At 70.9% G+C, this 24240-nt stretch carries 21 protein-coding genes; 16 read left to right on the forward strand and 5 right to left on the reverse strand.

Features of this window, described 5'->3' with window-relative positions; genetic code table 11:
- Window positions 1-4: 4 nt before the first annotated feature.
- Window positions 5-1006 (reverse strand): GlxA family transcriptional regulator, encoded by a 1002-nt coding sequence (locus tag RH864_RS11140; RefSeq protein ID WP_310517652.1) that lies wholly within the window; start codon window positions 1004-1006, stop codon window positions 5-7.
- Between the two features lie 87 nt (window positions 1007-1093).
- Here RH864_RS11140 and RH864_RS11145 point away from each other — a divergent pair, with 87 nt between their 5' ends.
- The 5 genes from RH864_RS11145 to RH864_RS11165 all read left to right on the forward strand — a co-directional run bounded on the left by RH864_RS11145 (window position 1094) and on the right by RH864_RS11165 (window position 7463).
- The gene (locus RH864_RS11145) at window positions 1094-1246 is read left to right on the forward strand and encodes a hypothetical protein (RefSeq protein WP_310517623.1); all 153 of its coding nucleotides are present in this window, start codon (window positions 1094-1096) and stop codon (window positions 1244-1246) included.
- Between the two features lie 73 nt (window positions 1247-1319).
- Complete coding sequence (gene galE / locus RH864_RS11150) at window positions 1320-2297, forward strand: UDP-glucose 4-epimerase GalE (RefSeq protein WP_310517624.1); 978 nt, start codon at window positions 1320-1322, stop codon at window positions 2295-2297.
- 160 nt (window positions 2298-2457) lie between these two features.
- The gene (locus RH864_RS11155; protein ID WP_396129965.1) at window positions 2458-2793 is read left to right on the forward strand and encodes a WhiB family transcriptional regulator; all 336 of its coding nucleotides are present in this window, start codon (window positions 2458-2460) and stop codon (window positions 2791-2793) included.
- A gap of 103 nt (window positions 2794-2896) precedes the next feature.
- On the forward strand, window positions 2897-6019 hold the full coding sequence (locus RH864_RS11160; RefSeq protein WP_310517625.1) for a glycosyltransferase family 2 protein: 3123 nt from the start codon (window positions 2897-2899) through the stop codon (window positions 6017-6019).
- The gene (locus RH864_RS11165; RefSeq protein ID WP_310517626.1) at window positions 6009-7463 is read left to right on the forward strand and encodes a DUF5719 family protein; all 1455 of its coding nucleotides are present in this window, start codon (window positions 6009-6011) and stop codon (window positions 7461-7463) included. The genes RH864_RS11160 and RH864_RS11165 overlap by 11 nt, the downstream gene beginning before the upstream one ends.
- A gap of 26 nt (window positions 7464-7489) precedes the next feature.
- Here RH864_RS11165 and RH864_RS11170 read toward each other — a convergent pair whose 3' ends face one another.
- Window positions 7490-7933 (reverse strand): hypothetical protein, encoded by a 444-nt coding sequence (locus RH864_RS11170; protein ID WP_310517627.1) that lies wholly within the window; start codon window positions 7931-7933, stop codon window positions 7490-7492.
- Window positions 7934-8026: 93 nt separating this feature from the next.
- Between RH864_RS11170 and RH864_RS11175 the strand changes: the two genes are divergently transcribed.
- The 5 genes from RH864_RS11175 to clpX all read left to right on the forward strand — a co-directional run bounded on the left by RH864_RS11175 (window position 8027) and on the right by clpX (window position 12541).
- Window positions 8027-8194: a DUF3499 family protein gene (locus RH864_RS11175; protein ID WP_310517628.1), complete on the forward strand. Its 168-nt coding sequence runs from the start codon at window positions 8027-8029 to the stop codon at window positions 8192-8194.
- On the forward strand, window positions 8191-9627 hold the full coding sequence (locus RH864_RS11180) for a phosphomannomutase/phosphoglucomutase (RefSeq protein WP_310517629.1): 1437 nt from the start codon (window positions 8191-8193) through the stop codon (window positions 9625-9627). The genes RH864_RS11175 and RH864_RS11180 overlap by 4 nt, the downstream gene beginning before the upstream one ends.
- Before the next feature lie 113 nt (window positions 9628-9740).
- Window positions 9741-10361 (forward strand): ATP-dependent Clp protease proteolytic subunit, encoded by a 621-nt coding sequence (locus RH864_RS11185; protein ID WP_310517630.1) that lies wholly within the window; start codon window positions 9741-9743, stop codon window positions 10359-10361.
- A 31-nt stretch (window positions 10362-10392) separates the two neighbouring features.
- Entirely contained in the window at window positions 10393-11076 is a 684-nt protein-coding gene (locus RH864_RS11190) for an ATP-dependent Clp protease proteolytic subunit (protein ID WP_310517631.1), read from the forward strand.
- A 190-nt stretch (window positions 11077-11266) separates the two neighbouring features.
- Complete coding sequence (clpX, locus tag RH864_RS11195) at window positions 11267-12541, forward strand: ATP-dependent Clp protease ATP-binding subunit ClpX (protein WP_310517632.1); 1275 nt, start codon at window positions 11267-11269, stop codon at window positions 12539-12541.
- 152 nt (window positions 12542-12693) lie between these two features.
- Here clpX and sepH read toward each other — a convergent pair whose 3' ends face one another.
- On the reverse strand, window positions 12694-13854 hold the full coding sequence (gene sepH / locus RH864_RS11200; RefSeq protein ID WP_310517633.1) for a septation protein SepH: 1161 nt from the start codon (window positions 13852-13854) through the stop codon (window positions 12694-12696).
- Between the two features lie 202 nt (window positions 13855-14056).
- Between sepH and RH864_RS11205 the strand changes: the two genes are divergently transcribed.
- Window positions 14057-14350: a DUF4193 domain-containing protein gene (locus tag RH864_RS11205; protein WP_308796697.1), complete on the forward strand. Its 294-nt coding sequence runs from the start codon at window positions 14057-14059 to the stop codon at window positions 14348-14350.
- 13 nt (window positions 14351-14363) lie between these two features.
- Here the strand turns inward: RH864_RS11205 and RH864_RS11210 are convergent, their stop codons facing one another.
- Window positions 14364-14813: a DUF3093 domain-containing protein gene (locus RH864_RS11210; protein ID WP_310517634.1), complete on the reverse strand. Its 450-nt coding sequence runs from the start codon at window positions 14811-14813 to the stop codon at window positions 14364-14366.
- A 38-nt stretch (window positions 14814-14851) separates the two neighbouring features.
- Here RH864_RS11210 and dut point away from each other — a divergent pair, with 38 nt between their 5' ends.
- The 5 genes from dut to dxs all read left to right on the forward strand — a co-directional run bounded on the left by dut (window position 14852) and on the right by dxs (window position 21842).
- Complete coding sequence (dut, locus tag RH864_RS11215) at window positions 14852-15310, forward strand: dUTP diphosphatase (protein WP_310517635.1); 459 nt, start codon at window positions 14852-14854, stop codon at window positions 15308-15310.
- Complete coding sequence (locus RH864_RS11220) at window positions 15307-15927, forward strand: DUF3710 domain-containing protein (protein WP_310517636.1); 621 nt, start codon at window positions 15307-15309, stop codon at window positions 15925-15927. Before dut ends, RH864_RS11220 begins: the two co-directional genes overlap by 4 nt.
- Window positions 15924-16760 carry a DUF3159 domain-containing protein gene (locus tag RH864_RS11225; RefSeq protein ID WP_310517637.1) on the forward strand — a complete coding sequence of 279 codons (837 nt, stop codon included), beginning with the start codon at window positions 15924-15926 and terminating at the stop codon, window positions 16758-16760. Before RH864_RS11220 ends, RH864_RS11225 begins: the two co-directional genes overlap by 4 nt.
- Before the next feature lie 158 nt (window positions 16761-16918).
- Window positions 16919-19732 (forward strand): aconitate hydratase AcnA, encoded by a 2814-nt coding sequence (gene acnA / locus RH864_RS11230; RefSeq protein ID WP_310517638.1) that lies wholly within the window; start codon window positions 16919-16921, stop codon window positions 19730-19732.
- 163 nt (window positions 19733-19895) lie between these two features.
- Window positions 19896-21842, forward strand: a complete 1947-nt coding sequence (gene dxs / locus RH864_RS11235) for a 1-deoxy-D-xylulose-5-phosphate synthase (protein WP_310517639.1) — start codon at window positions 19896-19898, stop codon at window positions 21840-21842.
- Window positions 21843-22094: 252 nt separating this feature from the next.
- On the opposite strand, the gene RH864_RS11240 is transcribed toward dxs, so the two are convergent.
- A complete protein-coding gene (locus tag RH864_RS11240) occupies window positions 22095-24239 on the reverse strand; it encodes a 3-hydroxyacyl-CoA dehydrogenase NAD-binding domain-containing protein (RefSeq protein ID WP_310517654.1) in 2145 nt (714 codons plus the stop codon).
- Between the last annotated feature and the right edge of the window lies 1 nt (window position 24240).

Below are 24240 nucleotides of genomic sequence, written 5' to 3' on the forward strand. Positions count from 1 at the left end.
CCCGTCAGCCGACGGCGGAGACCGACCGCTCCGCCGCCGCGGCGGAGACCGCGGCATCGCCGGGCGCGCCGAACAGGCGGCGGTAGGCCGTCGGCGTGGTCTGCAGCACCTTGAGGAAGTGGTGACGCATGACCGCCGCGGCGCCGAAGCCGGTCTCCCGCGCGATCTCCTCGAGCGTGAGGTCGGTCTCCTCGAGCAGCTGCTGGGCGCGGAGCAGACGCTGCCGGTTGAGCCAGGCGTTGGGGGTCGTGCCGGTCTCGGCGCGGAACTTCCGGGCAAAGGTGCGCGGCGACATGAGCGCTTTGCGCGCGAGGCGGTCGACCGTGAGCTCCTCGTCGAGATGCTCGACCATCCACTCGGTGATCTGCGCGAACGAGTCGCTTCTGGCCTCGACGACCGGCGTCTGGATGAACTGCGATTGACCGCCGTCCCGCTGCGGCGGCACGACCATGCGGCGCGCGATGATGTTCGCCGCGGACTGTCCGAGCTCGGTGCGGACGACGTGGAGCGCGGCGTCGATGCCGGCGGCCGTGCCCGCACCGGTGACGACCTTGCCGTCCTGGACGAACAGTACATCGGGGTCGACCTCGGTTCCCGGGTACATCTCGGCCATGCGGTCGGTGTACATCCAGTGCGTGGTCGCCCGTCGCCCTTCGAGCACTCCGGCGCGTGCGAGCGTGAACGCGCCCGAGCACACGCTGAGCACCCAGGCGTTGCGGGCGACGGCGTCACGGATCACCTGGAGCACGCGTTCGTCCGCGGCCTCGTCGATGAGCGAGGCGGGCACGGCGATCAGGTCGGCGGTCGCGGCCGCCTCGAGCCCCTCGGTGACCACGAGGTCGAATCCGAGCTTGGTCCGCACCGGTCCGGGGTCGGCGGCGATGACGTGGAAGTCGAAGGTGGGCCCGCCGTGCTCGGAGCGATCGATGCCGAACACCTCGCAGATCACCCCGAACTCGAACGGGGCCATGTGCGGGAGAGCGAGACAGGCGACGGTGTGCAACATGGTGACCTCAGAGCTTGGCAGGAAGACGTCGTTCGGTGGCAACTCTGCCACTGTTGGCGTGATATGGCAAGGCATAGATTTTCTGCCATGACCACGATCCTGCTGCTGATCCTCGTCGCGGCCCTCGTCTCCTGGGGCGTCGCCGGCACGATTCGACTCCTCGCCCGGGACGGCTACGGCCTTCCCGAGATCTCGGCCCGCGTCCGCCACGCGGGCGAGCCGCCGATCGCCCAGTCCTGACCCCCCGTCAGCGGCGCCTCCCCGATACGATCGGGGAGGCGCCGGACCGTCCGGGCGCCGGGAGGGGGCGCCCATGAGCTGGCTGGTCACCGGAGGAGCGGGCTACATCGGAGCCCACGTCGTCCGCGCGTTCGAGGCCAAGGGCATCGACACCGTCGTCATGGACGACCTCTCCTCAGGCCGGCGGAACTTCGTGCCGGCCGGCACGACCTTCGTGCACGGCTCGATCCTCGACGGGCGGCTCGTCCATGAGACGCTCGCGCGCTACCGCGTCCAGGGCGTCGTGCACCTCGCGGGGTTCAAGTACGCGGGCGTCTCGGTCGGCCGGCCGCTGCACACCTACCAGCAGAACGTGACCGCGACGGCCACGCTGCTCGCGGCCATGGAGAGCGCCGGGGTCCCGAGTCTGGTCTTCTCGTCGAGCGCGGCCGTCTACGGCACGCCCGACGTCGACCTCGTGACCGAGGCGACGCCGAAGCGTCCCACGTCTCCGTACGGCGAGTCGAAGCTCGTCGCCGAATGGCTCATCGCCGACCAGGGCGTCGCCGCGGGGCTCGCACACACGGCACTGCGGTACTTCAACGTCGTCGGATCCGGCAGCGACGAGGTGTACGACACGAGTCCGCACAACCTGTTCCCGCTCGTGTTCGACGCGTTGCTCGAGGGGGAGACCCCGCGCATCAACGGCGACGACTACCCGACGCCCGACGGGACCTGCGTCCGCGACTACATCCATGTCGCCGATCTCGCGGCCGCCCACGTCGTCGCGGCCGAGCGGCTCATCGCCGGTGACCCGCTCGAGCCCGTGTACAACCTCGGCTCGGGTGAGGGGGTCTCGGTGGGCGAGATCATGCGCGCGATCGCCGACGTGACCGGCGTCGCCTTCACCCCCGAGGTCGCGCCGCGCCGACGCGGCGACCCGGCGCGGATCGTCGCATCGGGCGAGCTCGCGGCGCGCGACCTCGACTGGCGGATGCGGCACTCCCTCGCCGACATGGTGGAAAGCGCGTGGCGTGCGAGGCGCACGGCCACCGCGCCGGATCCTGCCTGACCCCGGCTTCCGCGACACGCGTCCGGGGTGTCGCCGTGCACCAGAAGCCTCAGGCCATGATTGAGAGTTTGGTCTCCGCGACTTGACGCCCTGGAATTACACCGGTGTAATTGTGCTGACACGCCGCGCAGGCGGACGGTACAACTGGGTGGGAGACGATATGGGAAACCTCGAATATCGTTCTGGCGTACCTGAGGATTGGTTCATCGATCCGGTCCGTCGGGGTCAGCCGACAGAATTGGGCATGCCGGGCCTTCGGGGGAGCGCCGAGGACGATCCGCTGGCCTGGCAGAGCGATTCGCTGTGCGCGCAGACCGACCCCGAAGCGTTCTTCCCCGAGAAGGGCGGCTCCACGCGCGACGCGAAGAAGATCTGCGGCGGGTGCGAGGTCCGCGCGCAGTGCCTCGAGTACGCCCTAGCGAACGACGAGCGCTTCGGCATCTGGGGTGGACTGTCCGAACGCGAACGCCGGAAGCTCCGCAAACGCGCCGGGTGACCCGCGCCGCTCCCCGAAGGCACGAGCGCTCCGCCGCATGAGGTTCGCGGCACGCCCGCCACGGTGACCGCCGGGACGGCGGGCGGACCCTAGGCTGTCCCCGATGTTCCCTCGAGTCACCGCCGTCCTCGTCGTGCACCGCGGCGGCGACCGCCTCCGTCGCACGCTCGCGGCGGTCCGCGCTCAGCACCGCGCCCCCGACGAGCTCATCATCGTGCTCACCGACGCCGACACCGCCGCGCGCGACGACGCCGCGGCCGCGGCGCCGAACCACATCGTGTCGCTCTCGACCCGGGTCTCCTTCGGCGAGGCCGTCCGCGCGGCCGAGGGCGTCCTGACCCCGCCGAGCGGCGACGACGACGCCCTGTGGCTGCTCGCGGAGGACTCCGAGCCTGCAGCCGACACCCTCGCCCGCCTCGTGGCGACGCTCGAGACCGAGCGCTCGGTCGCGATCGCCGGCCCCAAGCTCATGTCCTGGGACGCACCGGATCGCATCGTCGGACTCGGGCGCTCGATCACGAGATTCGGTCGCGCGGTCGACCTCGTCGCCGACGAGCTCGACCAGGGCCAGCACGACGAGCTCAGCGACGTGCTCGGGGTCGGCGCGGCCGGCCTCCTGGTCCGCCACGCCGTCTGGCGCGCGCTCGACGGCTTCGACCCGGGACTCCCCGTCGTCGACGACGCGCTCGACTTCTCGATCCGCGCGCGCCTCGCCGGCCACCGGGTGAGCGTCGTGCCATCCGCACGGGTCGTCGTCGGAGAAGGCGGCGTCGCCGGACCCGAAGCCGGTCGCGGTCGCCGTGCGCGCCGCCGCCGTCGGCTCGAGCGCGCGGCCGAGCTGCACCGACGGCTGGTCTACGCGCCCGCGGCGATGGTGCCGCTGCACTGGCTCGCCCTGCTCCCACTCGCCGTCGCCCGCTCGATCGGCCTGCTGCTCACGAAAGCCCCCGGCGCGATCGGCGGCGAGTTCGCGGCGGCGTTCCAGGCGATGTTCGGGCTGGGCCAGGTCGCGCACGCGCGACGGACCCTCCGCCGCGCCAAGCTGGTCGGCTGGTCCGCGATCGCGCCGCTCCGGATCCAGCCCGACGAGATGCGGCGCCGTCGCCGTGCGGCGGCCGAGGCGCGCCGCGCGCGCGCTCGCGGCCGCACCGAGGAGCTGCAGTTCCTCGGCACGGGCGGGGGATGGGTCCTGCTGGGCTCGATCGTGGTGTCGGCCGCGCTCATGTCGTGGCTGTTCAGCGCCGCGGGCATCGGCGGCGGCGCGTTGCTGCCGCTGTCGGACCGGCTGGACGAGCTCTGGCGCAACGCCGCGTACGGCTGGCGGGACGTCAGCGCCGGGTTCGTCGGCCCCGCCGACCCGTTCGCGGGTGTGCTCGCCGTGCTCGGCTCGATCACGTTCTGGTCGCCGTCGTTCGCGCTGGTCGCCCTCTGGGTGGTGGCCATCCCCGTCGCCGCGCTCGGGGCCTGGTTCACGGCATCCCGGCTCACCGAGCGCGGCTCGCTGCGCGCGCTCGCGGCGGCCGTCTGGGCCCTGGCGCCGCCGTTCGTCATCGCACTCGCCGACGGCCGGCCCGGCGCGGTGATCGCGCACGCGCTCCTCGGATGGCTCGCGTTCGCCGCGATCGGCGCCGCATCGAGCTGGGCGTCGACCGCCGCCGCAGGCCTCCTGCTGGCCGTCGTCGTCGCGGCCGCACCGAGTCTCGCGCCCGCGCTCATCCTCGCGTGGATCGTCGCGATCGCGATCAGCGGGCGGTCAGCGGCCAGGTACGCGCTCATCCCATTGCCGGCGCTCGTGCTCGCCGCGCCGCTCATCTGGGCGCAGGTCTCGGCCGGCACGCCGCTCGGGCTGCTCGCGGACCCCGGGCTGCCCGCGCCGGGCGCTGTGCCGGGGGCGTGGTGGCTCGCGCTCGGCTTCCCGGTCGCCGACGCCGGCTGGTCCGCGGCCCTCGAACCGCTCGGACTCGGGCTCGACCCGGTCTGGATCGTCACGGTGCTGCTCGCCCCGCTGGTCCTCCTCGCCGTGAGTTCGCTGCTCTGGCCGCGGCTGCGGGCCGCCATCCTCGCACTCGCCACCGCACTGGCCGGATTCGCGACCGCGGTCGCCGCCGCGCACCTGGCGGTCGCGTCCATCGGCGACGAGGCGGTCCCCGTCTGGAGCGGAGCCGGGCAGAGCCTCGCGTGGCTGGGCCTGGTCGCCGCCGTGGTCATCGGACTCGACGGCATCCGCCGCGGAGCGCCGGCCCTCGCGGCGGTCGCCGGTGTCGCGGCCGCGGCCGCGGTGCTGCCGGCCGGACTCGCGCTGGCGACCAGCGCCGCGCCCGTCGGCCCGGCCGGTGAACGGACGCTGCCCGCGTTCGTCGTCGCCGCGGCCGAGACCGATCCTCGGGTGACGACCCTGCGCATGGAGCCCCTCGACGGCGGTGGCCTGCGCTCGTGGCTCGAACACGGCACCGGTGCGACACTCGACGACCAGTCGACGATCGATGCGACCCGCGCCGGGCTCTCGGAGCGGGAGGCGCGGCTCGCCGAGCTCACCGGGAACCTCGCCTCGCAGAGCGGGTTCGACGCCGCCGCGGCGGTCGACGAGTTCGGCACGACGTTCGTGCTGCTGGCGCCACCCGAGTCGGCTGAGAACCGCGAAGCGGTCGCCACCGCCGAGCGTGCGCGGGCCGCGCTCGACGGCAACCCCGAGCTCATCCCGGTCGGCGACACGGCGTTCGGCGTGCTGTGGCGGTTCGCGGACGCCCCGTCGCCGGCGCCCGCGTCGGCCATCCCGGCGAACGCGGGTGGCGCGACCTCCGTGCTGTGGACCACGCTCCAGCTCATCGTGCTCGGCGCGGCTGTGCTGCTGTCGATCCCGACCGGCGCGGGTCGTGAGGACGCGCGAGTCAGGATCAGGCCGGCCAAGCCGCCCAAGCCGCCGAAACCCGCCAAGCCCCCGCGCGCCCGGTCGCGTCGTGGCGACGGTGCGAGCGGCGCTGCCGACGCCGATACGGCCACCGCCGAGGCATCCGCGACCGATCCCGTCGCCGAGGCATCCGCCGCCGGGACCTCTGCTTCCGAGCCACCCGCCGCCGAGGCATCCGGGATCGTCGAAGCCGGCCCGCCGCCGGCCGAGACGGGCGAGACCGGCGCGCCGGCGCGCGTCGCGCCGGGCGGGGAGCCGGGCGACCCGGCCGGCGACGCCGAGTTCGACCAGAGGAAGGGTCCGGAGCATGCCGGCTAGGCGCAGCTACGTCATCGCGGGGGTCCGAGGGCTGGCCGCGGCCGCAGCCCTCGCCGTCGGGGCTGGTGCCGTCGCCGCCGCCGCACTCGTGCCGTGGCCGTCGTACCAGGCCGAGCCCGCGTCCGTCGTCGTCGAGCCGTCCGAGAGCCCGCAGGTGCGGGTGTGCCCCGGTCCGCTGCTCGCGCTCGCCGACGATGCGTCCTCGGCGACCACGGCCTCGTCCTTCGGCGACGTCTCGCTCGTGACCCAGGTCGAGCCCGCGCAGGCCGACGTCGAAGAGGTCGAGGTGAACGCGCCGGGCAATCCCGACGCCGATGCGGACGGGACGCCGATCGCGCTGACCACCGCGCCGGGAGACGTCGCCGCGGGCCTGCTCGCGGGCGCGCAGTCCCAGAGCGCGGGCACCGAGACCATCGCCGGGCTCGCGGTCGCCGCATGCCGGGAAGCCGTCGCGGAGTCCTGGCTCGTCGGCGGGTCCACCGCGCTCGGGCGGGTCACGCTCGTCCTGCTCGCCAACCCGACCGACGTGGCCGCGACGGTCGAGCTGCGGGTCTTCGGCGAGGCGGGACCGGTCGAAGCGCCGTCGGCGGTCGGGCTGCAGGTGCCCGCACACGGGCAGCGAGTCGTCTCGCTCGCCGGCCTCGCACCCAACGTCGCCTCACCCGTGGTGCAGGTCACGTCGACCGGCGGGCGGATCGCCGCGAGTCTTCAGCAGACCGCCATCGACGGCCTCGTGCCGGCGGGTGTCGAGCTCGTCGGCGCCTCGGCCCGGCCGGCGCAATCACAGCAGATCCCCGGCGTCCTCGTGACCGGGGACCACGGCGTGGCCGTCGACGAGGATCACGCCGAGGGCGACGCGTTCCCCGCGCTGCGCCTCTTCGCACCCGGCGAGGAGCCCGTGGTCGCCACGATCGGCGTGATCTCGGAGTCGGGCGGCGGAGGGACCAGCGCCGAGGTCAACCTCCAGCCCGGCCAGGTCACCGACGTGCCGCTCGGTGAGCTCGCCGCCGGGCCGTACTCGGTCGAGATCGAGGCGGATGCCCCGGTCGTGGCCGCCGCACGCTCGACGATCCCGTCCGAGGCGGGCACGCCCGACGCGCCCGACGGCGCGACCGGCGATGTGGCCTGGTTCAGCGCGACCGCGCCGCTGATCGGCGACACCGCCGTCGCGGTCGCCGACGGCCCGGGCCCCCAGCTGCACCTGCGGAATCCCGGAGACGAGGTGGCCGACGTCACGATCGTCGCGGGCGGCGGTGAGCGATCGGTCGAGGTCGAGGCCGGCAGCGCGGTCGAGGTGGGCCTGACGTCCGGGCAGGGCCTCGTGCTGCGCGGGGCCGAGGGGCTGCACGCATCGGTCTCGTACCGCTCGGCGCGCCAGCTCGCGTCGATGCCCGTCGAACCGCCCGGGCCGCTCGACGCGCCGATCCGGATCTATCCGCGGTAGCCGGCCGGGCGACGCCCGCGGGCCGGTCAGAAGTGGCGGTACCGGCCGGGTGCGAGCTCCCACGGGTCCTTGCCGAGCAGGTCGGCGACCGCACGGTACACGCAGCTCTCGATGAGCAGCTTCTCGTCGCGCTCCTCACCCTCCTGGAGCCGCAGGAAGCGCACGATCGGCAGCCGATAGAAGATGATGCGCCGCTCGTCGTGGTACACCTTCCAGCGGTCGACGTGATCGTCGTGGACGGCTTCGGCCGGCCCCTGGGCGACCTCGAACACGACCCCCTCGAGCTGCGGCCAGAGCCCGCGCAGGTACGATGCGGTCGTCGCGACGGTGAGGTCGAAGTCGTCGACCCGGGTGCGCAGCAGCGGCAGATGCGGGCCCGTGACCGGAGAGCGCAGGCCGCGCCCGTGCCGATCGCGGGCCAACCGCCTCGGCGAGCTCGGCGTGGAGGTGACACGACGTGGGCGAGGCATGCGTTCCATCGTAATGTCCGCGGGCCTCGCTAGTCTGGTCGAGCCATGAGACGTTGTACGCGAACCGCCTGCACCGCTGAAGCGGTCGCGACGTTGACCTATGACTACGCCGACTCGCTCGCGGTGCTCGGCCCGCTCGCCTTCCGACGAGAGCCGCACGGCTACGATCTGTGCGCGCGCCACGCCGAGCGCACCTCCGCGCCGCGCGGCTGGCAGGTCGTGCGGCACGTGCCGCTCGGCGAGGTAGGTTTCAAGGCGTGACTACATCGCCTGCTCCCGAATCACGCGCCCGGCTCGACCAGATCGTCAAGGCCTACGACGTGCGCGGCATCGTCGACGAGGGGCTGACCGACGAGGTCGTGACGGCGCTGGGCGCGGCGTTCGCCGATGAGGTCGGCGAGCCTGGCGGGCGCCTGATCGTCGGCCACGACATGCGAGAGTCGTCCCCGCGCTTCGCGGCGGCATTCTCGGCCGGGGCGACGCTCCGCGGCGCCGAGGTGGTCGCGATCGGGCTGTGCTCGACCGACGAGAGCTACTTCGCCTCGGGGTCCCTCGCCGCGCCCGCCGCCATGTTCACGGCGAGCCACAACCCCGCCTCGTACAACGGCATCAAGTTCTCGCGTGCCGGTGCGCAGGGCATCTCGCTCGACACGGGCCTCGCGGCGATCCGCGACCGCGCGGCCGCGTACCTCGAGTCCGGCGTCGAGCCGGCTCCCGAGCGGGGCTCGGTCGTCGAGGCCGACGTGCTCGCCGACTACTCGGCGTACCTGCGCTCGCTCGTCGATCTCCGCGGCATCCGCCCGCTCAAGGTCGTGGTCGACACGGGCAATGGCATGGGCGGGCTCACCGTCCCCGCGGTGCTCGGCACCGCGGCCGGCCTGCCCGCGCTGCCGCTCGAGATCGTCCCGCTGTACTTCGAGCTCGACGGCACCTTCCCCAATCATGAGGCCAACCCGCTGGAACCGGCCAACCTCGTGGACCTCCAGCGCGCCGTCCGCGAACACGGCGCCGACCTCGGTCTGGCCTTCGACGGCGACGCCGACCGGTGCTTCGTCGTCGATGAGCGCGGCGAGGCCGTGACGCCCTCGGCGGTCGCGGCGATCGTGGCCCTCCGAGAGATCGCACGCGTCCGTGCGGCGGGCGAGACCGAGATCACCGTGCTCCACAACCTGATCACGTCGCGCGCCGTGCCCGAGTTCATCGAGCAGGCCGGGGGCACGCCCGTGCGCACGAAGGTCGGCCACTCGCTCATCAAGGACCAGATGGCCGAGACCGGAGCGGTGTTCGGCGGCGAGCACTCCGCCCATTACTACTTCCGCGACTTCTGGGGCGCCGACAACGGCATGCTCGCCGCGATGCATGTGTTCGCCGAGCTCGGAGCCGCGTCCGTGCCGTTCTCCGAACTCGCCGCCCGGTTCACGCCCTACGCGCTCTCCGGCGAGATCAACTCGACGGTCGACGATGTCCCCGGCGCCTACACGCGGGTCGTCGAGGCGTTCACGGGACGCGCCGAGTTCGACGAGCTCGATGGGCTCACCGTGACCGGCCAGACCGATCAGAGCGAGCCGTTCTGGTGGTTCAACGTGCGCGCGTCGAACACCGAGCCACTGCTCCGGCTGAACGTCGAGGGCGGCGACGCGCCCACCATGGTGCGCCTGCGCGACGAGGTGCTCGCTCTCATCCGCGCAGCGTAGTCCGACCCACCGTGCGCCGCGCGGCTGCGCCGGTCCCGTGCGCGCCGCGAGGCGGCGCAGCATCCGCCTAGGGCGAACAGGCCCGGTCCGCTCGGTCGCAACGGATAGATTCGATGCAACGCGACAACGGAAACGGAGCGACATCCATGGCCGAACCGACACTGCAGCCCAGTGTGTTCGATCGACTGCTGAAGGACCGCATCATCTGGCTCGGTTCTGAGGTGCGCGACGACAATGCGAACGAGATCGCCGCGAAGCTGCTGCTCCTCGCTGCAGAAGACCCGAAGAAGGACATCTACCTCTACATCAACTCGCCCGGCGGGTCGATCACGGCCGGAATGGCCATCTACGACACGATGCAGTTCGTGCCGAACGACATCGTCACGGTCGGCATCGGCATGGCCGCGTCGATGGGTCAGCTCCTGCTGACCGCGGGCACGAAGGGCAAGCGCTACATCACGCCGAACGCGCGTGTGCTCCTGCACCAGCCGCACGGCGGGTTCGGCGGCACCGCGAGCGACATCCAGACGCAGGCGCAGCTCATCCTCGACATGAAGAAGCGGCTCGCGGAGATCACCGCGGCGCAGACCGGCAAGTCCGTCGAGCAGATCAACGCCGACGGCGACCGCGACCGGTGGTTCAACGCCCAGGAGGCGCTCGAGTACGGCTTCGTCGACCACATCCGCGAGTCCGCCCTCGACGTGTCCGGCGGCGGCGGCACCGACCAGTCCTGAACCAGCCGTGACGAACAGAGAGAACGAGCGAATGTCAGTACCGAGTTTCAGTGGCCCTGCTTTCGGTGGCACGGCCTTCCAGGGGCAGCAGGCCCCGGGCGCGCGCTACATCCTCCCGAGCTTCGAGGAGCGCACGGCATACGGGTTCAAGCGCCAGGACCCGTACGCGAAGCTCTTCGAGGACCGGATCATCTTCCTCGGCGTGCAGGTCGACGACGCGTCGGCCGACGACATCATGGCGCAGCTGCTCGTGCTCGAGTCGATGGATCCCGACCGCGACATCATGATGTACATCAACTCGCCGGGTGGTTCGTTCACGGCGATGACGGCCATCTACGACACGATGCAGTACATCCGGCCGCAGATCCAGACGGTCGTGCTCGGTCAGGCCGCGTCGGCCGCGGCGGTCATCGCCGCCGCCGGCACGCCCGGTCGCCGGCTCGCGCTGCCGAACGCCCGCATCCTCATCCACCAGCCCGCGATGGGCGAGGCCGGCCACGGCCAGGCCTCCGACATCGAGATCCAGGCGCAGGAGATCCTGCGCATGCGCACGTGGCTCGAGGAGACGCTGTCGAAGCACTCCAACCGATCGATCGAGCAGGTCAACACCGACATCGACCGCGACAAGATCCTGTCGGCCGAGGAGGCGCTCGAGTACGGCCTGATCGATCAGGTCCTCACCTCCCGAAAGACGCTCCCGGCGCTCACCCGGTAGCACCAGCTCGACCAGTGGACGCGGCGGATGACCGGCTGAACGACAGGCCGGGCCATCCGCCGCGTCTCGTCATTGCGTGACGTGGATTCGCCGAGGGCGAACCGAACTTCCACATGAATTCGCGCGGCTCCGCCCCGACGTGACGAGGTCGGGTTAGGCTTCCGGAAGACGCACCGAGAGGGAGGATGCGATGGCACGCATCGGGGAGAGCGCCGATCTGCTGAAGTGCTCGTTCTGCGGAAAGAGCCAGAAGCAGGTCCAGCAGCTCATCGCCGGTCCCGGCGTCTACATCTGCGACGAGTGCGTCGAGCTGTGCAACGAGATCATCGAGGAGCGCCTCGCCGAGGCGACCGAGTCGGAGTCCGGCGAGTTCGAGCTGCCGAAGCCGAAAGAGATCTACTCCTTCCTCGAGGAGTACGTGATCGGTCAGGACCAGGCGAAGCGCACGCTCGCGGTGGCGGTCTACAACCACTACAAGCGTGTGCGTGCACAGCAGGCGCTGACCTCGGCCGATCACCGCGACGAGGTCGAGATCGCCAAGTCCAACATCCTCCTCGTCGGCCCCACGGGCTGCGGCAAGACCTACCTGGCGCAGACGCTCGCCCGCCAGCTGAACGTGCCGTTCGCGGTCGCGGACGCGACCGCACTGACCGAGGCGGGGTACGTCGGCGAAGACGTCGAGAACATCCTGCTGAAGCTGATCCAGGCCGCGGACTACGACGTCAAGCGCGCCGAGACGGGCATCATCTACATCGACGAGGTCGACAAGATCGCGCGCAAGGCCGAGAACCCCTCGATCACGAGGGATGTCTCGGGTGAGGGCGTGCAGCAGGCGCTGTTGAAGATCCTCGAGGGCACGGTCGCGTCGGTGCCGCCGCAGGGCGGCCGCAAGCACCCGCACCAGGAGTTCATCCAGATCGACACCACGAACGTGCTGTTCATCGTCGCCGGCGCGTTCGCCGGTCTCGAGGACATCATCGCGTCGCGGTCGGGCAGCCGGGGCATCGGGTTCGGGGCGCCGCTGCGCAGCAAGCAGGACCAGGACGACGCGTTCCAAGAGGTGCTGCCCGAAGACCTGCACAAGTTCGGGCTGATCCCCGAGTTCATCGGGCGGCTCCCGGTCGTCGCGACCGTGACGTCGCTCGATCGTGAGGCGCTCATGGAGATCCTCACGGTTCCGAAGAACGCGCTCATCAAGCAGTATCAGCGCATGTTCGAGCTCGATGGGGTGCAACTGGACTTCGAGCCCGAGGCGCTCGAGGCCATCGCCGACCTCGCGGTGCTGCGGCAGACCGGCGCTCGCGGGCTGCGCGCGATCATGGAGGAGGTGCTCGGGCCGATCATGTTCGAGGTGCCGTCCTCCACGGGCGTCGCGCGCGTGGTCGTCACGAAGGCGGCCGTGATCGACAACGCGGCGCCGACGATCGTGCCGCACAAGGCACGCCGCACGGAGAAGTCGGCCTGAGCCGGGCCGGCTGGGCACAGGCGCAGAGCGGCCACCGGCGCTCGCCGGCATGACCAGTCGTCGGCGGAATCGGCTGACACTCCGTGTGGAGCGCGGCGATTCCGGCGTGTCTGCGAGAAGCGCCGACGACTCGCACGCGTGACCCGGCGGCGTCAGGCCAGGTCGTCGTCGGTACGTGCGCCGAAGACGATCTCGTCCCAGCTCGGCATCGAGGCGCGCCCCTTGCGGGCTCGCCCGGTGCCGGGCGCGGTCTTCCCGCCCCAGAGCGTGCGCGCGGTCGACCCGGGTGCGTCGTCGGCGGATGCCTCGTCGACGGGCGGGTGGCTCGGCGAGCCGCCGTGCGGCGCATTCGACTCGAGCGATGGCTCTGGCTCGTTCGCCGCAGGCGCGCCGGGCGCGCCGGGCGCGCCTGCCGCCTGCGGTGCCGAAGCGGTGGGCACGATCGTGTGCTCGCCCGTGGCGGCTTCGCGCTCCCCGCGGCGTCGGCGCAGCGCTTCCAGGAGATCGGCGGTCTCGGCGTGGGTCTGCGCGGGCTCATCTGCCCGTTTGATGGCGGCACGGGTGACCGCTGCGCTCGAGGCGGTGGGGGTGAGCGGGGCGAGCGGCGTGGGCCGGCCGTAGGGGAGCGGCTCCGCCGGCGGGGTGGTGTCCTGCTCAGCCGTCGCGGGCTCGTCGAAGGTGAACGCGCCGCTGTCGAACCTCGCGTGATCCGCCTCCGGTGCGACGGCGCGCAGCCGGGGGATGAGTCCGTCCTTCAGCTCGCCCTGCTGCGACAGCGTGACCGCTTCGGAGTTGAGGGGCTGCAGCGCGCGACGGCGCAGATCGAACGTCCAGCGCGCGTCGTGGTCGATCGTGTCGGCCGTGAACTCGAGCTTCACGATCCAGCCGCGTTCCTCGTCCTTCCAGCTCGCCCACCGCTCACCGTCGGCGCCGAGCTTGGCCAGTCGCTCACGGATCACGCTGCCGAACGACGCGGGCTCGTCAGCCGGGTCGAGGTCGCCGGCGAGCTGGACGGGGACCGCGAGCGCCGAGGTCACGACGTGCTCGCGCTCGGCGATGACCGGTCCCTCGAAGCGTCGTACGTAGTCCACGGCGACGCCCGTGAGCTCGGCGACCTCTTCGGCCGACATCCCGGACCTGATGTGCGCCTGCACCTCGCGCGGCGAGAGCTTCGGGCCCTGGTGCGCCTCGGGGGTCGCCTGCCTGATCCGTGACTGGAGCACCTCGTCGATCTCGATCCGGAAGCGTGCCCCGTCCTCGGAGGTCGCGACGAGCGCGCCGCTCTCCACGCCGATCACTGTGAGTTCCTGCATCGCGACAAGACCTTCCATGCGTTTCGTCTCCGGCCAAGGATGCCACGCGAGTGCGGTGTGCTCCGGGAATAGCTCGGGCGCGCCGGAAGTTGCATGGGTGACCGCATGGAGACCCCAGTCGGATGAGGGTTTGCTTACCGGCCGGTTTTCATGCAAACTATGGCCGCCGATCTCCCCGGCGAGCCACGAAGAATGGATGGGCATGGCAACGGATTACGACGCACCACGGAAGACCGAAGACGACTCCGAGTCGATCGAGGCCCTCAAGGAGCGCGTGCCCGACAAGATGTCCGGTCAGGTCGACGTCGAAGACGCCGACAACCCGGGCAGCTTCGATCTCGCCGGCGCTGATCTGTCCGACGTCGAGCTCGACGTGGTCGTGCTCCCGCCGCAGGCCGACGAGTTCACGTGCGTGAGCTGCTTCCTCGTGAAGCACCGCTCTCAGATCGACCACGAGACGAAGCTCGGGCCGATCTGCCTCGAGTGCGCCTCCTGACCCGAAGGGTCACCTACGATTCCGGCCGTCGCGATCCATTGATCGCGGCGGCCATCTCGTTGGGCCGGCGACTCGAGACGAGCCAGTAGGGCGTGGGGTCTGCCGGGTCGACGACCGGGATCCGGACCACCGGGCGGATCCATCCCCTGATCACCAGGAACGCGCGTGCGTCGAGACCCGTGCCGAGCTCGACCCGCGCGGCGGCGTCGACGGCCGGCACCGCTTCGCCGACGTGCTCGAGCCCGATGTCGGCGCGGCCGGCGCGCAGGCGCCCTTCGGCCACCTCGATCACGGGTGCGGTGAGCGAGAGCGCACCGACGACCGCGAGGTAGAGCACGATTCCCGTGGCGATGCCCGCGGGGAGCGAGACCGGCGCGAGCACGAGGATGCTCGAGGGGATGAGCAAGAGGCTCACGATGTAGATCCAGGGCGTGGGCCAGAGGCGCTCGCGATAGTCGGGCATGGGTCTATTCGATCAGACTTCTGCACTACCCTCGAACGGTGACCGAATCCGTCGATGTCCTGATCACGGCCGAACGACTCCCGGTGTACGCCCACCCGGGCGACGCCGGTGCCGACCTCCACGCCGCCGAGTCGCTGGTCCTCGAGCCGGGTGAGCGGGCCACGGTCGGCACGGGCGTCTCGATCGCGCTGCCCGACGGGTACGTCGCGTTCGTCGTCCCGCGCTCGGGGCTCGCGTTCAAGCACGGCATCACGATCGTGAACGCACCGGGCACGGTCGATGCCGGGTACCGCGGTGAGATCAAGGTCGCGCTGCTGAACACCGACGCGAACGACGCGTACCGCATCGAGGCGGGCGACCGCATCGCGCAGGTCGTCGTGATGCCGGTGAGCCGCGCGCGCTTCGTCGAGGTCGAGCGCCTTCCGGGCAGCCACCGCGGCGAGGGCGGCTTCGGATCCACGGGATTCGGCGAGCACAAGCAAGGAGTGAACGCATGAGCGACATCGAGACCGAGGGCGAAGGCCCCGTCGACCACCCCAAGTCGGCACCTGAGGACCGCGCGACCGCGGGTCCGTTCGACGAGTCCGAGGCCAACCCGGTGCGGCCGTATGTCGATCTGGGCGGCGTGAAGATCCTGCCGCGTGAGGGTCTGCACCTCCGGCTCGAGATCGAGGAGGGCAGCAAGCGCGTCGTCGCGGTCGGCCTCGACCTCGCGGGATCGACGTTGCAGGTGCAGCCGTTCGCCGCGCCCCGGTCGAGCGGGCTGTGGCACGAGATCCGCGACCAGATCGCCGATCAGATCGCCAAGCAGGGTGGCACGACGACCGTGCGCGAGGGGGCGTTCGGGCCCGAGCTGCTCGCGCAGATCCCCGTCGCCGGCACCGCTGAGCAGGCCGGCCAGCTTCGCTTGGCGCGGTTCGTGGGCGTTGACGGCCCGCGCTGGTTCCTGCGCGGTGTGATCGCGGGCAATGCCGCGGTCGATCCCGAGGCGGCCCAGCAGATCGAGGAGCTCTTCCGCTCCATCGTGGTGGTGCGCGGCAACACGCCGATGCCCCCGCGTGACCTGATCCCGCTTCGCATGCCCGCGTCATCGTCCGGCGCAGCGATCGAATGACCGCCGGTCCGGGCGGTCCGTCACCCGACGGCGACGAGCGCGACGCGAGTGCGGCGCCGGCCGACGCGCGGGCGGATGCCACGGCGGCACAGCCCGGCGACGGCGACGCCGCGCAGCCCGATCTGCGTGCGGAGTTCGCGAGGCAGTTCGCCGCCGCGGCCGGCAAGAGCGGGCTCGGCGGCCTCGCGGGCGAGGAGAAGCTGACCGGGCGTGACGTGCTCACGGCGGTGGGCGGCGTGCGCGGGATCCTCGAGGCGTTGCTGCCCGGCTTCGTCTTCCTCGTCGTGTACTCGGTGCTGACGAGCTTCGCCGGCCAGGACGCCCAGGAGGCGCTCGTGCCCGCGCTCGGGGCATCCGTCGCCCTGGCCGTCATCTTCACCGTCGCGCGGATCGTCTCGAAGGGGCAGCCGACGCAGGCGATCGCGGGACTCGTGGGCGTGCTGCTCTCCGCCGCGCTCGCGCTCTGGACCGGCGACGCCCGTGACAACTACGTGCTCGGCTTCTTCACGAACGCCGGGTACGCCCTCGCCCTGCTGGTGTCGCTCGTCGTCAAGTGGCCCGCCCTCGGGCTCGTGATCGGCTTCCTGATGGGCGACGGCACGCACTGGCGCGCCGAGCGGCGGAAGCTGCGTCTCGCGCAGTTCTTGACGCTCGCGTGGATCGGGTTCTTCGTCCTGCGGATCGTGGTCCAGGTCCCGCTCTACCTGGTCGACAACGTGCAGGCGCTCGGACTCACGCGCCTGCTCATGGGTGTCCCGCTCTACGCGCTGATGCTCGTGTTCACGTGGCTCGTCGTGCGTGCCGCGTGGGCGTCGCCGCGAACGGATCGATGATAGAGTTATCTCGACGTCGAGATAAATCAGCCCCGGTCCGACATCCTCGGCCGGTGTGCGGGCGAGTTAGGTTCACCTTGCTGGATTCGCCCTCTGTCCGACGAGCATGATCGACATGTCGCCGGCCCGTCCGGGGCATCCGCGAAGGAGAGGACATCGTGTCTGCAGTGAACAGTTTCGGGGCGAAGGACACGCTCCAGGTCGGTGACCAGTCCTATGAGATCTACCGCATCGATCGGGTGCCCGGCCACGAGAAGCTGCCATTCAGCCTGAAGGTGCTGCTGGAGAACCTGCTCCGCACCGAGGACGGCGCGAACGTCACCAAGGCGCAGATCGAGGCGCTCGGCTCGTGGGTTCCGACCGCCGAGCCCGACACCGAGATCCAGTTCACCCCCGCGCGTGTGGTGATGCAGGACTTCACGGGGGTGCCGTGCATTGTCGACCTCGCCACCATGCGCGAGGCGGTCGTCTCCCTCGGCGGCGACCCGAGCCGCATCAACCCGCTCGCGCCGGCCGAGCTGGTCATCGACCACTCGGTCATCGCCGATCTGTTCGGCAGCGAGAACGCCCTCGAGCGCAACGTCGAGATCGAGTACGAGCGCAACGGGGAGCGCTACCAGTTCCTGCGCTGGGGCCAGACCGCGTTCGACGACTTCAAGGTCGTCCCGCCCGGCACGGGCATCGTGCACCAGGTGAACATCGAGCACCTCGCGAAGGTCATCTACGACCGGTCGGTCGACGGCGTCGTCCGGGCCTACCCCGACACGTGCGTCGGCACCGACTCGCACACCACGATGGTCAACGGCCTGGGCGTGCTCGGCTGGGGCGTCGGCGGCATCGAGGCCGAGGCGGCCATGCTCGGCCAGCCCGTGTCGATGCTCATCCCCAAGGTCGTCGGCTTCAAGCTGTCCGGTGAGATCCCGACGGGCGTCACGGCGACCGACGTCGTGCTCACCATCACCGACATGCTCCGCAAGCACGGCGTGGTCGGCAAGTTCGTCGAGTTCTACGGCTCGGGCGTGGCCTCCGTGCCGCTCGCGAACCGCGCGACCATCGGCAACATGAGCCCCGAGTTCGGCTCGACGGCGGCGATCTTCCCGGTCGACGACGTCACGGTCGACTACCTGCGGCTCACGGGCCGCAGCGCCCAGCAGCTCGCGCTCGTCGAGGCGTACGCCAAGGAGCAGAAGCTCTGGCACGACGCCGACAACGAGCCGTCGTTCTCGGAGTACCTCGAGCTCGACCTGTCGACCGTCGTCCCGTCGATCGCCGGCCCGAAGCGCCCGCAGGATCGCATCGTGCTCTCCGAGGCGAAGACGCAGTTCGAGTCCGACCTCACGAACTACACCGAGGTGTCGCACGACCTCGTCGACCTCGAGGTCGCCGAGTCGTTCCCGGCCTCCGACCCGCCGAGCAACACGCCGGGCGACGAGTACAACACGCACGTGCACCACCACCGCAGCCACGCGCCCAAGTCGGCCTCGAAGCCGACCCGCGTCGAGCTCGCCGACGGCAACGCGTACACGCTCGACCACGGCGCGGTGACCATCGCGGCGATCACGTCGTGCACCAACACGTCGAACCCGTCCGTCATGCTCGCCGCGGGCCTGCTGGCCCGCAACGCCGTGAAGAAGGGCCTCAAGGCGAAGCCGTGGGTCAAGACCACGCTCGCGCCGGGCTCGAAGGTCGTCACCGACTACTACGAGAAGGCCGGCCTCACGCAAGACCTGGAGGACCTGGGCTTCTACACGGTCGGCTACGGCTGCACCACGTGCATCGGCAACTCGGGCCCGCTCATCGAGGAGGTCTCGGCGGCGGTCAACGAGAACGACCTCGCTGTGACCGCGGTGCTCTCGGGCAACCGCAACTTCGAGGGCCGCATCAACCCCGACGTGAAGATGAACTACCTCGCGAGCCCGCCGCTCGTGATCGCGTACTCGCTCGCCGGCTCGATGAACTTCGACTTCGAGACCGACGCGCTCGGTCAGGACACCGAGGGCAACGACGTCTTCCTGAAGGACATCTGGCCCGACGCCGCCGAGGTGCAGCAGACGATCGACTCGTCGATCAACGAGGACATGTTCACCAAGCAGTACGCGAGCGTGTTCGAGGGCGACGAGCGGTGGCGCACGCTGCCGACGCCGACCGGCGCCACGTTCGAGTGGGACGCGGAGTCGACGTACGTCCGCAAGCCCCCGTACTTTGACGGCATGACGCTCGAGACCACGCCCGTCACCGACATCTCGCGCGCCCGCGTGCTCGCGAAGCTCGGCGACTCGGTCACGACCGACCACATCTCGCCGGCCGGCTCGATCAAGGCCGACAGCCCCGCGGGTCAGTACCTCACCGAGCACGGCGTCGACCGCAAGGACTTCAACTCCTACGGTTCGCGCCGAGGCAACCACGAGGTCATGATCCGCGGTACGTTCGCGAACATCCGCCTGAAGAACCAGCTCCTGGACGGTGTCGAGGGCGGCTACACGCGCGACTTCACCCAGGCCGACGCGCCGCAGTCGTTCATCTACGACGCGAGCCAGAACTACCAGGCGCAGGGCACGCCGCTCGTGATCTTCGGCGGCAAGGAGTACGGCTCGGGCTCGAGCCGCGACTGGGCCGCCAAGGGTACGAGCCTGCTCGGCGTGAAGGCCGTCATCACCGAGAGCTTCGAGCGCATCCACCGGTCGAACCTCATCGGCATGGGTGTCGTGCCGCTGCAGTTCCCGGCGGGGGAGTCCGCCGACTCGCTCGGCCTCGACGGCACCGAGATCGTGTCGATCTCGGGGCTCGAGCAGCTGAACCAGGGCACCACTCCGCGCACGGTGCACGTCGTCGCCGAGCCGAGCGAGCACTCGCCCGAGGGCAAGCAGACCGTCGAGTTCGACGCGGTCGTGCGCATTGACACCCCGGGCGAGGCGGACTACTACCGCAACGGCGGCATCCTGCAGTACGTGCTGCGCAGCCTCGTCGCGTAGTCGAAGGGCGCACTAGCACAGCGAGACTGCCCGCGTCGAGGCATCCGTCGAATGGATGCCTCGGGCGGGCAGTTTCGTCGTTCGGACGGCCCCCGGAGGAGGGGCGGCGTAGACTCGGGACGCACCGGCTCGCAGCTCCTGGCGGCCGGGGAAGGTGGTATGCATGACCCTGCTCAGCTCGATTCGGGGACCCCGCGACCTCGACGCGCTCACGCAGGATCAGGTGGTCGAACTGGCCGCGGAGATCCGCGCGCACCTCGTGCAGAACGTGGCCAAGACGGGCGGCCATCTGGGTCCGAACCTGGGCGTGGTCGAGATGACGCTCGCCATCCACCGCGTGTTCCACTCTCCGCGTGACTCGATCATCTTCGACACGGGGCATCAGTCCTACGTGCACAAGCTGCTCACGGGTCGCCAAGACTTCTCGACGCTCCGGCAGACCGGCGGGCTCGCCGGGTATCCGCAGCGCTCGGAGTCCGAGCACGACATCGTCGAGAGCTCGCACGCGTCGAGCTCGCTGTCGTGGGCCGACGGCATCTCCAAGGCGTTCGAGATGACCGGCCAGCTCGACCGGCACGTCGTCGCGGTCGTCGGCGACGGCGCGCTCACGGGCGGCATGACGTGGGAGGCGCTCAACAACATCTCCGACGACAACAGCCGGAACCTCGTCATCGTCGTGAACGACAACGGCCGTTCGTACGCGCCGACGATCGGCGGCATGGCCCGGTTCCTCAACTCGGTGCGCACGAAGCAGTCGTACCGCTCGCTGCATCAGTCGAGCCGGCAGGCCTTCGATCGGCTGGGCGGCCCGGCCCGAGCGTTCTATCGCGGCGTGCGGGGCGGCCTCCACGGGTTCCTCGCGCGGTTCACGAACAATGCGGCGCTGTACTCCAACCTCGACATCAAGTACGTCGGTCCCGTCGACGGGCACGACGAACGGGCGATGGAGGAGGCGCTGCGACAGGCGAAGCACTACGGCGCGCCCGTGATCGTGCACGCGATCACGGAGAAGGGGCGCGGCTACGAGCCCGCGCTTCGCGACGTCGCCGACCAGTTCCACGCCGTGGGGCAGATCGACCCCGAGACGGGGGAGCCGCTGGACACCTCGGCCGCGCCGTCCTGGACGGGGGTGTTCGCGGACGAGCTGGTCGCCCTCGCAGAACGCGACGAGCGACTCGTCGGCATCACCGCGGCGATGCTGCGACCGACGGGCCTGCACCGCATGGCCGAGCGTTTCCCGACCCGGGTGTTCGACGTCGGGATCGCCGAGCAGCACGCCGTGACCTCGGCCGCCGGGCTCGCCTTCGGCGGGCTGCACCCCGTCGTCGCCGTCTACGCGACGTTCATGAACCGGGCCTTCGATCAGGTGCTCATGGACGTCGCGCTGCACAAGGCGGGTGTGACGTTCGTGCTCGATCGCGCCGGCGTGACCGGGCCCGACGGGCCCAGCCATCACGGCGTGTGGGACCTGTCGATCCTGCAGGTCGTGCCCGGCGTGCGCATCGCGGCGCCCCGCGACTCCGTGCGCCTCGCCGAAGAGCTGGCCGAGGCCGTGACCGTCGACGACGGCCCCACGGTGCTGCGGTTCCCGAAGGGCAGCGTCGGCGTCGAGTACGCCGCGGAGCGGCGCACGCCCGACGGTGTGGACGTGCTCGCCGAGTCCGCCCGGAAAGACGTGCTCATCGTCACGGTCGGCCCCATGGCGGGCACCGGCCTCGACGTGGCCGAGCGGCTCGAGGCGCAGGGCATCGGGGCCACGGTCGTCGACCCGCGCTGGGTGGTCCCTGTGCCGCGCAGCATCGTCGAGCTCGCGGCCGACTATCGCATCGTCGTGAGCCTCGAAGACGGCATCCGGGTCGGCGGGGTCGGCACCCGGCTCCGTCAAGACCTGCGCGAGGCGGGCGTCGACACGGCCGTCACCGAGCTGGGCCTGCCCGACGAGTTCCTCGACCACGGATCACGCTCCGACATCCTCGAGCGGGTCGGGCTCACGCCGCAGCAGATCGCCCGCGACGTGACGGCGATGGTGCTCGGCAGCAAGCTGCCGCGGGCGCGAGGCGCCGGGCTCGAGGCCGTCTCGAGCGACACCGGCGCCCACCCGCGCCTCTGAGCGCGCCAGTCTCTGCGCCCCTGCGCTGCGGGTGCCCGGTTGCCCACCTGGCTGCCGTGCGACGGCGCCTGCGCCTGCGCCTGCGCGACGAGTCGCCGGCACGCCGGCGCGACACGCCGCGTCTGGCCGGGGTCCGCCGGCGTGTCGCGCACACGCCGACGACTGGCGATGTCCTCGGGCGCGTGACGCACGCGAGAGGCCCGCGACCTCGTGGGTCGCGGGCCTCCCTGACCGCGCAGGCCGCGTGGCGGGCTACGCGTCCACGCCGCGGACGGGCGGGTGGTGGAACGTGTCGCCGAAGACGCGTTCGCTCGCGCCGACCCGGTCGAGGTACGGCGTCGCACCGCCGGCCTGGAACGGCCAGCCCGCCCCGAGGATGAGGCAGAGGTCGATGTCTTCGGCCGCGGCGACGACCCCCTCGTCGAGCATGAGCTTGATCTCGCGGGCGAGCTCGTCTTCGACGCGCTGCAGGATCACGGCCGGCTCGACGGGGTGCTTGCCGACCGTGATGGCCTTCTTGGCGGCCTTCGTGAGGTCGGTCACCTTGCCGTGCTTGTCCTTCTCGACGACCGGTCCCGTGAGCTCGGCGAGCGCGTGCAGGTTCGCCGACGCGTAGAACCGCTCGGGGAACTCGCGCACCATGGTGTCCTGGACGTGCGCGGCGACCGCCCAGCCGACGAGGTCGATGAGCTCGAACGGGCCCATCGGCAGGCCGATGGGCGCGAGGGCCTGTTCGACGACGGGCACGGGCGTGCCCTCGTCGACCGCACGCGCCGCCTCCCCCATGACCTTCGCCAGCAGCCGGTTCACGACGAAGCCCGGGGCATCCGCCGTGAGCACCGCGCTCTTCTTGAGCTTCGCGGCGACCGCGAACGCGGTCGCGAGCGTCTCGTCGTCGGTCGCGGGCGCCTTCACGATCTCGAGCAGCGGCATGACGGCGACGGGGTTGAAGAAGTGGAAGCCGACGACGCGCTCGGGGTACGCGAGCCCGGCACCGATCTGCTCGACCGAGAGCGACGAGGTGTTGGTCGCGAGGATCGCCGTCTCGGCCAGGTGCGGCTCGACCTCGGCGAACACCTGCTGCTTGACCGCGAGGTCTTCGAAGACGGCCTCGATCACCCAGTCGCACTCGGCGAAGTCGGCCTTGTCGGTCGTGCCCGAGACGAGCGCGCGCAGCCGGTTCGCCTCGTCGGAGTCGATCCGGCCCTTCTGCTCGAGCGTGCCGATCTCGTCGCGGATGTACGCGAGGCCCTTGTCGACCCGGGCCTGGTCGAGGTCGGTGATCACCACGGGCACCTGCAGGCGCCGGACGAACAGCAGCGCGAACTGGCTCGCCATGAGCCCCGCGCCGATGATGCCGACCTTCGTGACCTTGCGCGCGAGCTCCTTCTCGGGCGCGCCCGCGGGCTTCTTCGCGCGCTTCTGCACGAGGTTGAACGCGTAGATCGAGGCGTGGAACTGGTCGCCCGAGATGAGGTCGGCGAGCGCCTCGTCCTCGCGTGCGAACGCCTCGGCCTTGGTGCCGCTCTTCGCGGCCTTCAGGAGGTCGAGCGCACGGTAGGGCGACTTCGCGACCGTGCCGATCTTGCCCTCGAGGCTCTTGCGCGCGATGCCGATCGCGGCATCCCACTTCGCGAGCTTCTCGAGCTTTCCCGGGGCGTTCGGCCGCTTCACGGCGATCGTGCCGGTGAGCACGCCGTCGGCCCACTTCAGCGAGTCCTCGAGGAAGTTGACCGTCGGGAACATCGCGTCGGCGATGCCGAGCTCGTACGCGTCCTTCGCCTTGAGCATCCGGTTGTTCTTCAGCGGGTTCTCGACGATCACGCGCAGCGCGTGCTCGATGCCGATCAGGTTCGGCAGCAGGTAGGCGCCGCCCCAGCCGGGGATGATGCCGAGGAACACCTCGGGCAGCGCGATCGCGGGCGCCGACGCGTCGACCGTGCGGTAGTCGCAGTTCAGGGCGACCTCGGTGCCGCCGCCGAGCGCGAGCCCGTTGATGAAGCAGAACGACGGGACCCCGAGGTCGCCGAGCTTGCCGAACACGAAGTGGCCGAGTTGGCCCATCTTGAGCGCGATCTCGCGCGTGGTCAGCTCGCCGACCTTCGACAGGTCGGCGCCCGCCGCCAGGAAATAGGGCTTGCCCGAGATGGCCACGGCATCGATCTCGCCGCGCGAGGCGCGGGCCGCGAGCTCATCGAGCCGATCGCCGAGCTCGAGCATCGTGACGGGCCCGAGGGTCGACGGCCGCGTGTGATCGCGGCCGTTGTCGAGCGTGATGAGCGCGAGCACCTTTCCAGAGGGCAGACGGATGTCTCGCACATACGAGTGCGTGACCACCTCGTCGTCCTGGAACGCGGCCGCCAGCTCGGAGAAGTCGATCTTCGAGTAGTCGGTCATG

Origin of the sequence: Agromyces aerolatus (genome assembly GCF_031432255.1) — a bacterium.
In the GTDB taxonomy this organism is placed as follows: Bacteria; Actinomycetota; Actinomycetes; order Actinomycetales; family Microbacteriaceae; genus Agromyces.

Excerpts from the sequence above, each read along its gene's own strand:
- RH864_RS11140 (WP_310517652.1), bottom strand. The coding sequence starts at position 1,006 with ATGTTGCACACCGTCGCCTGTCTCGCTCTCCCGCACATGGCCCCGTTC.
- RH864_RS11145 (WP_310517623.1), top strand. The coding sequence starts at position 1,094 with ATGACCACGATCCTGCTGCTGATCCTCGTCGCGGCCCTCGTCTCCTGG.
- galE (WP_310517624.1), top strand. The coding sequence starts at position 1,320 with ATGAGCTGGCTGGTCACCGGAGGAGCGGGCTACATCGGAGCCCACGTC.
- RH864_RS11155 (WP_396129965.1), top strand. The coding sequence starts at position 2,458 with ATGGGAAACCTCGAATATCGTTCTGGCGTACCTGAGGATTGGTTCATC.
- RH864_RS11160 (WP_310517625.1), top strand. The coding sequence starts at position 2,897 with ATGTTCCCTCGAGTCACCGCCGTCCTCGTCGTGCACCGCGGCGGCGAC.
- RH864_RS11165 (WP_310517626.1), top strand. The coding sequence starts at position 6,009 with ATGCCGGCTAGGCGCAGCTACGTCATCGCGGGGGTCCGAGGGCTGGCC.
- RH864_RS11170 (WP_310517627.1), bottom strand. The coding sequence starts at position 7,933 with ATGCCTCGCCCACGTCGTGTCACCTCCACGCCGAGCTCGCCGAGGCGG.
- RH864_RS11185 (WP_310517630.1), top strand. The coding sequence starts at position 9,741 with ATGCAACGCGACAACGGAAACGGAGCGACATCCATGGCCGAACCGACA.
- RH864_RS11190 (WP_310517631.1), top strand. The coding sequence starts at position 10,393 with ATGTCAGTACCGAGTTTCAGTGGCCCTGCTTTCGGTGGCACGGCCTTC.
- clpX (WP_310517632.1), top strand. The coding sequence starts at position 11,267 with ATGGCACGCATCGGGGAGAGCGCCGATCTGCTGAAGTGCTCGTTCTGC.
- sepH (WP_310517633.1), bottom strand. The coding sequence starts at position 13,854 with ATGCAGGAACTCACAGTGATCGGCGTGGAGAGCGGCGCGCTCGTCGCG.
- RH864_RS11205 (WP_308796697.1), top strand. The coding sequence starts at position 14,057 with ATGGCAACGGATTACGACGCACCACGGAAGACCGAAGACGACTCCGAG.
- RH864_RS11210 (WP_310517634.1), bottom strand. The coding sequence starts at position 14,813 with ATGCCCGACTATCGCGAGCGCCTCTGGCCCACGCCCTGGATCTACATC.
- RH864_RS11220 (WP_310517636.1), top strand. The coding sequence starts at position 15,307 with ATGAGCGACATCGAGACCGAGGGCGAAGGCCCCGTCGACCACCCCAAG.
- RH864_RS11225 (WP_310517637.1), top strand. The coding sequence starts at position 15,924 with ATGACCGCCGGTCCGGGCGGTCCGTCACCCGACGGCGACGAGCGCGAC.
- dxs (WP_310517639.1), top strand. The coding sequence starts at position 19,896 with ATGACCCTGCTCAGCTCGATTCGGGGACCCCGCGACCTCGACGCGCTC.
- RH864_RS11240 (WP_310517654.1), bottom strand. The coding sequence starts at position 24,239 with ATGACCGACTACTCGAAGATCGACTTCTCCGAGCTGGCGGCCGCGTTC.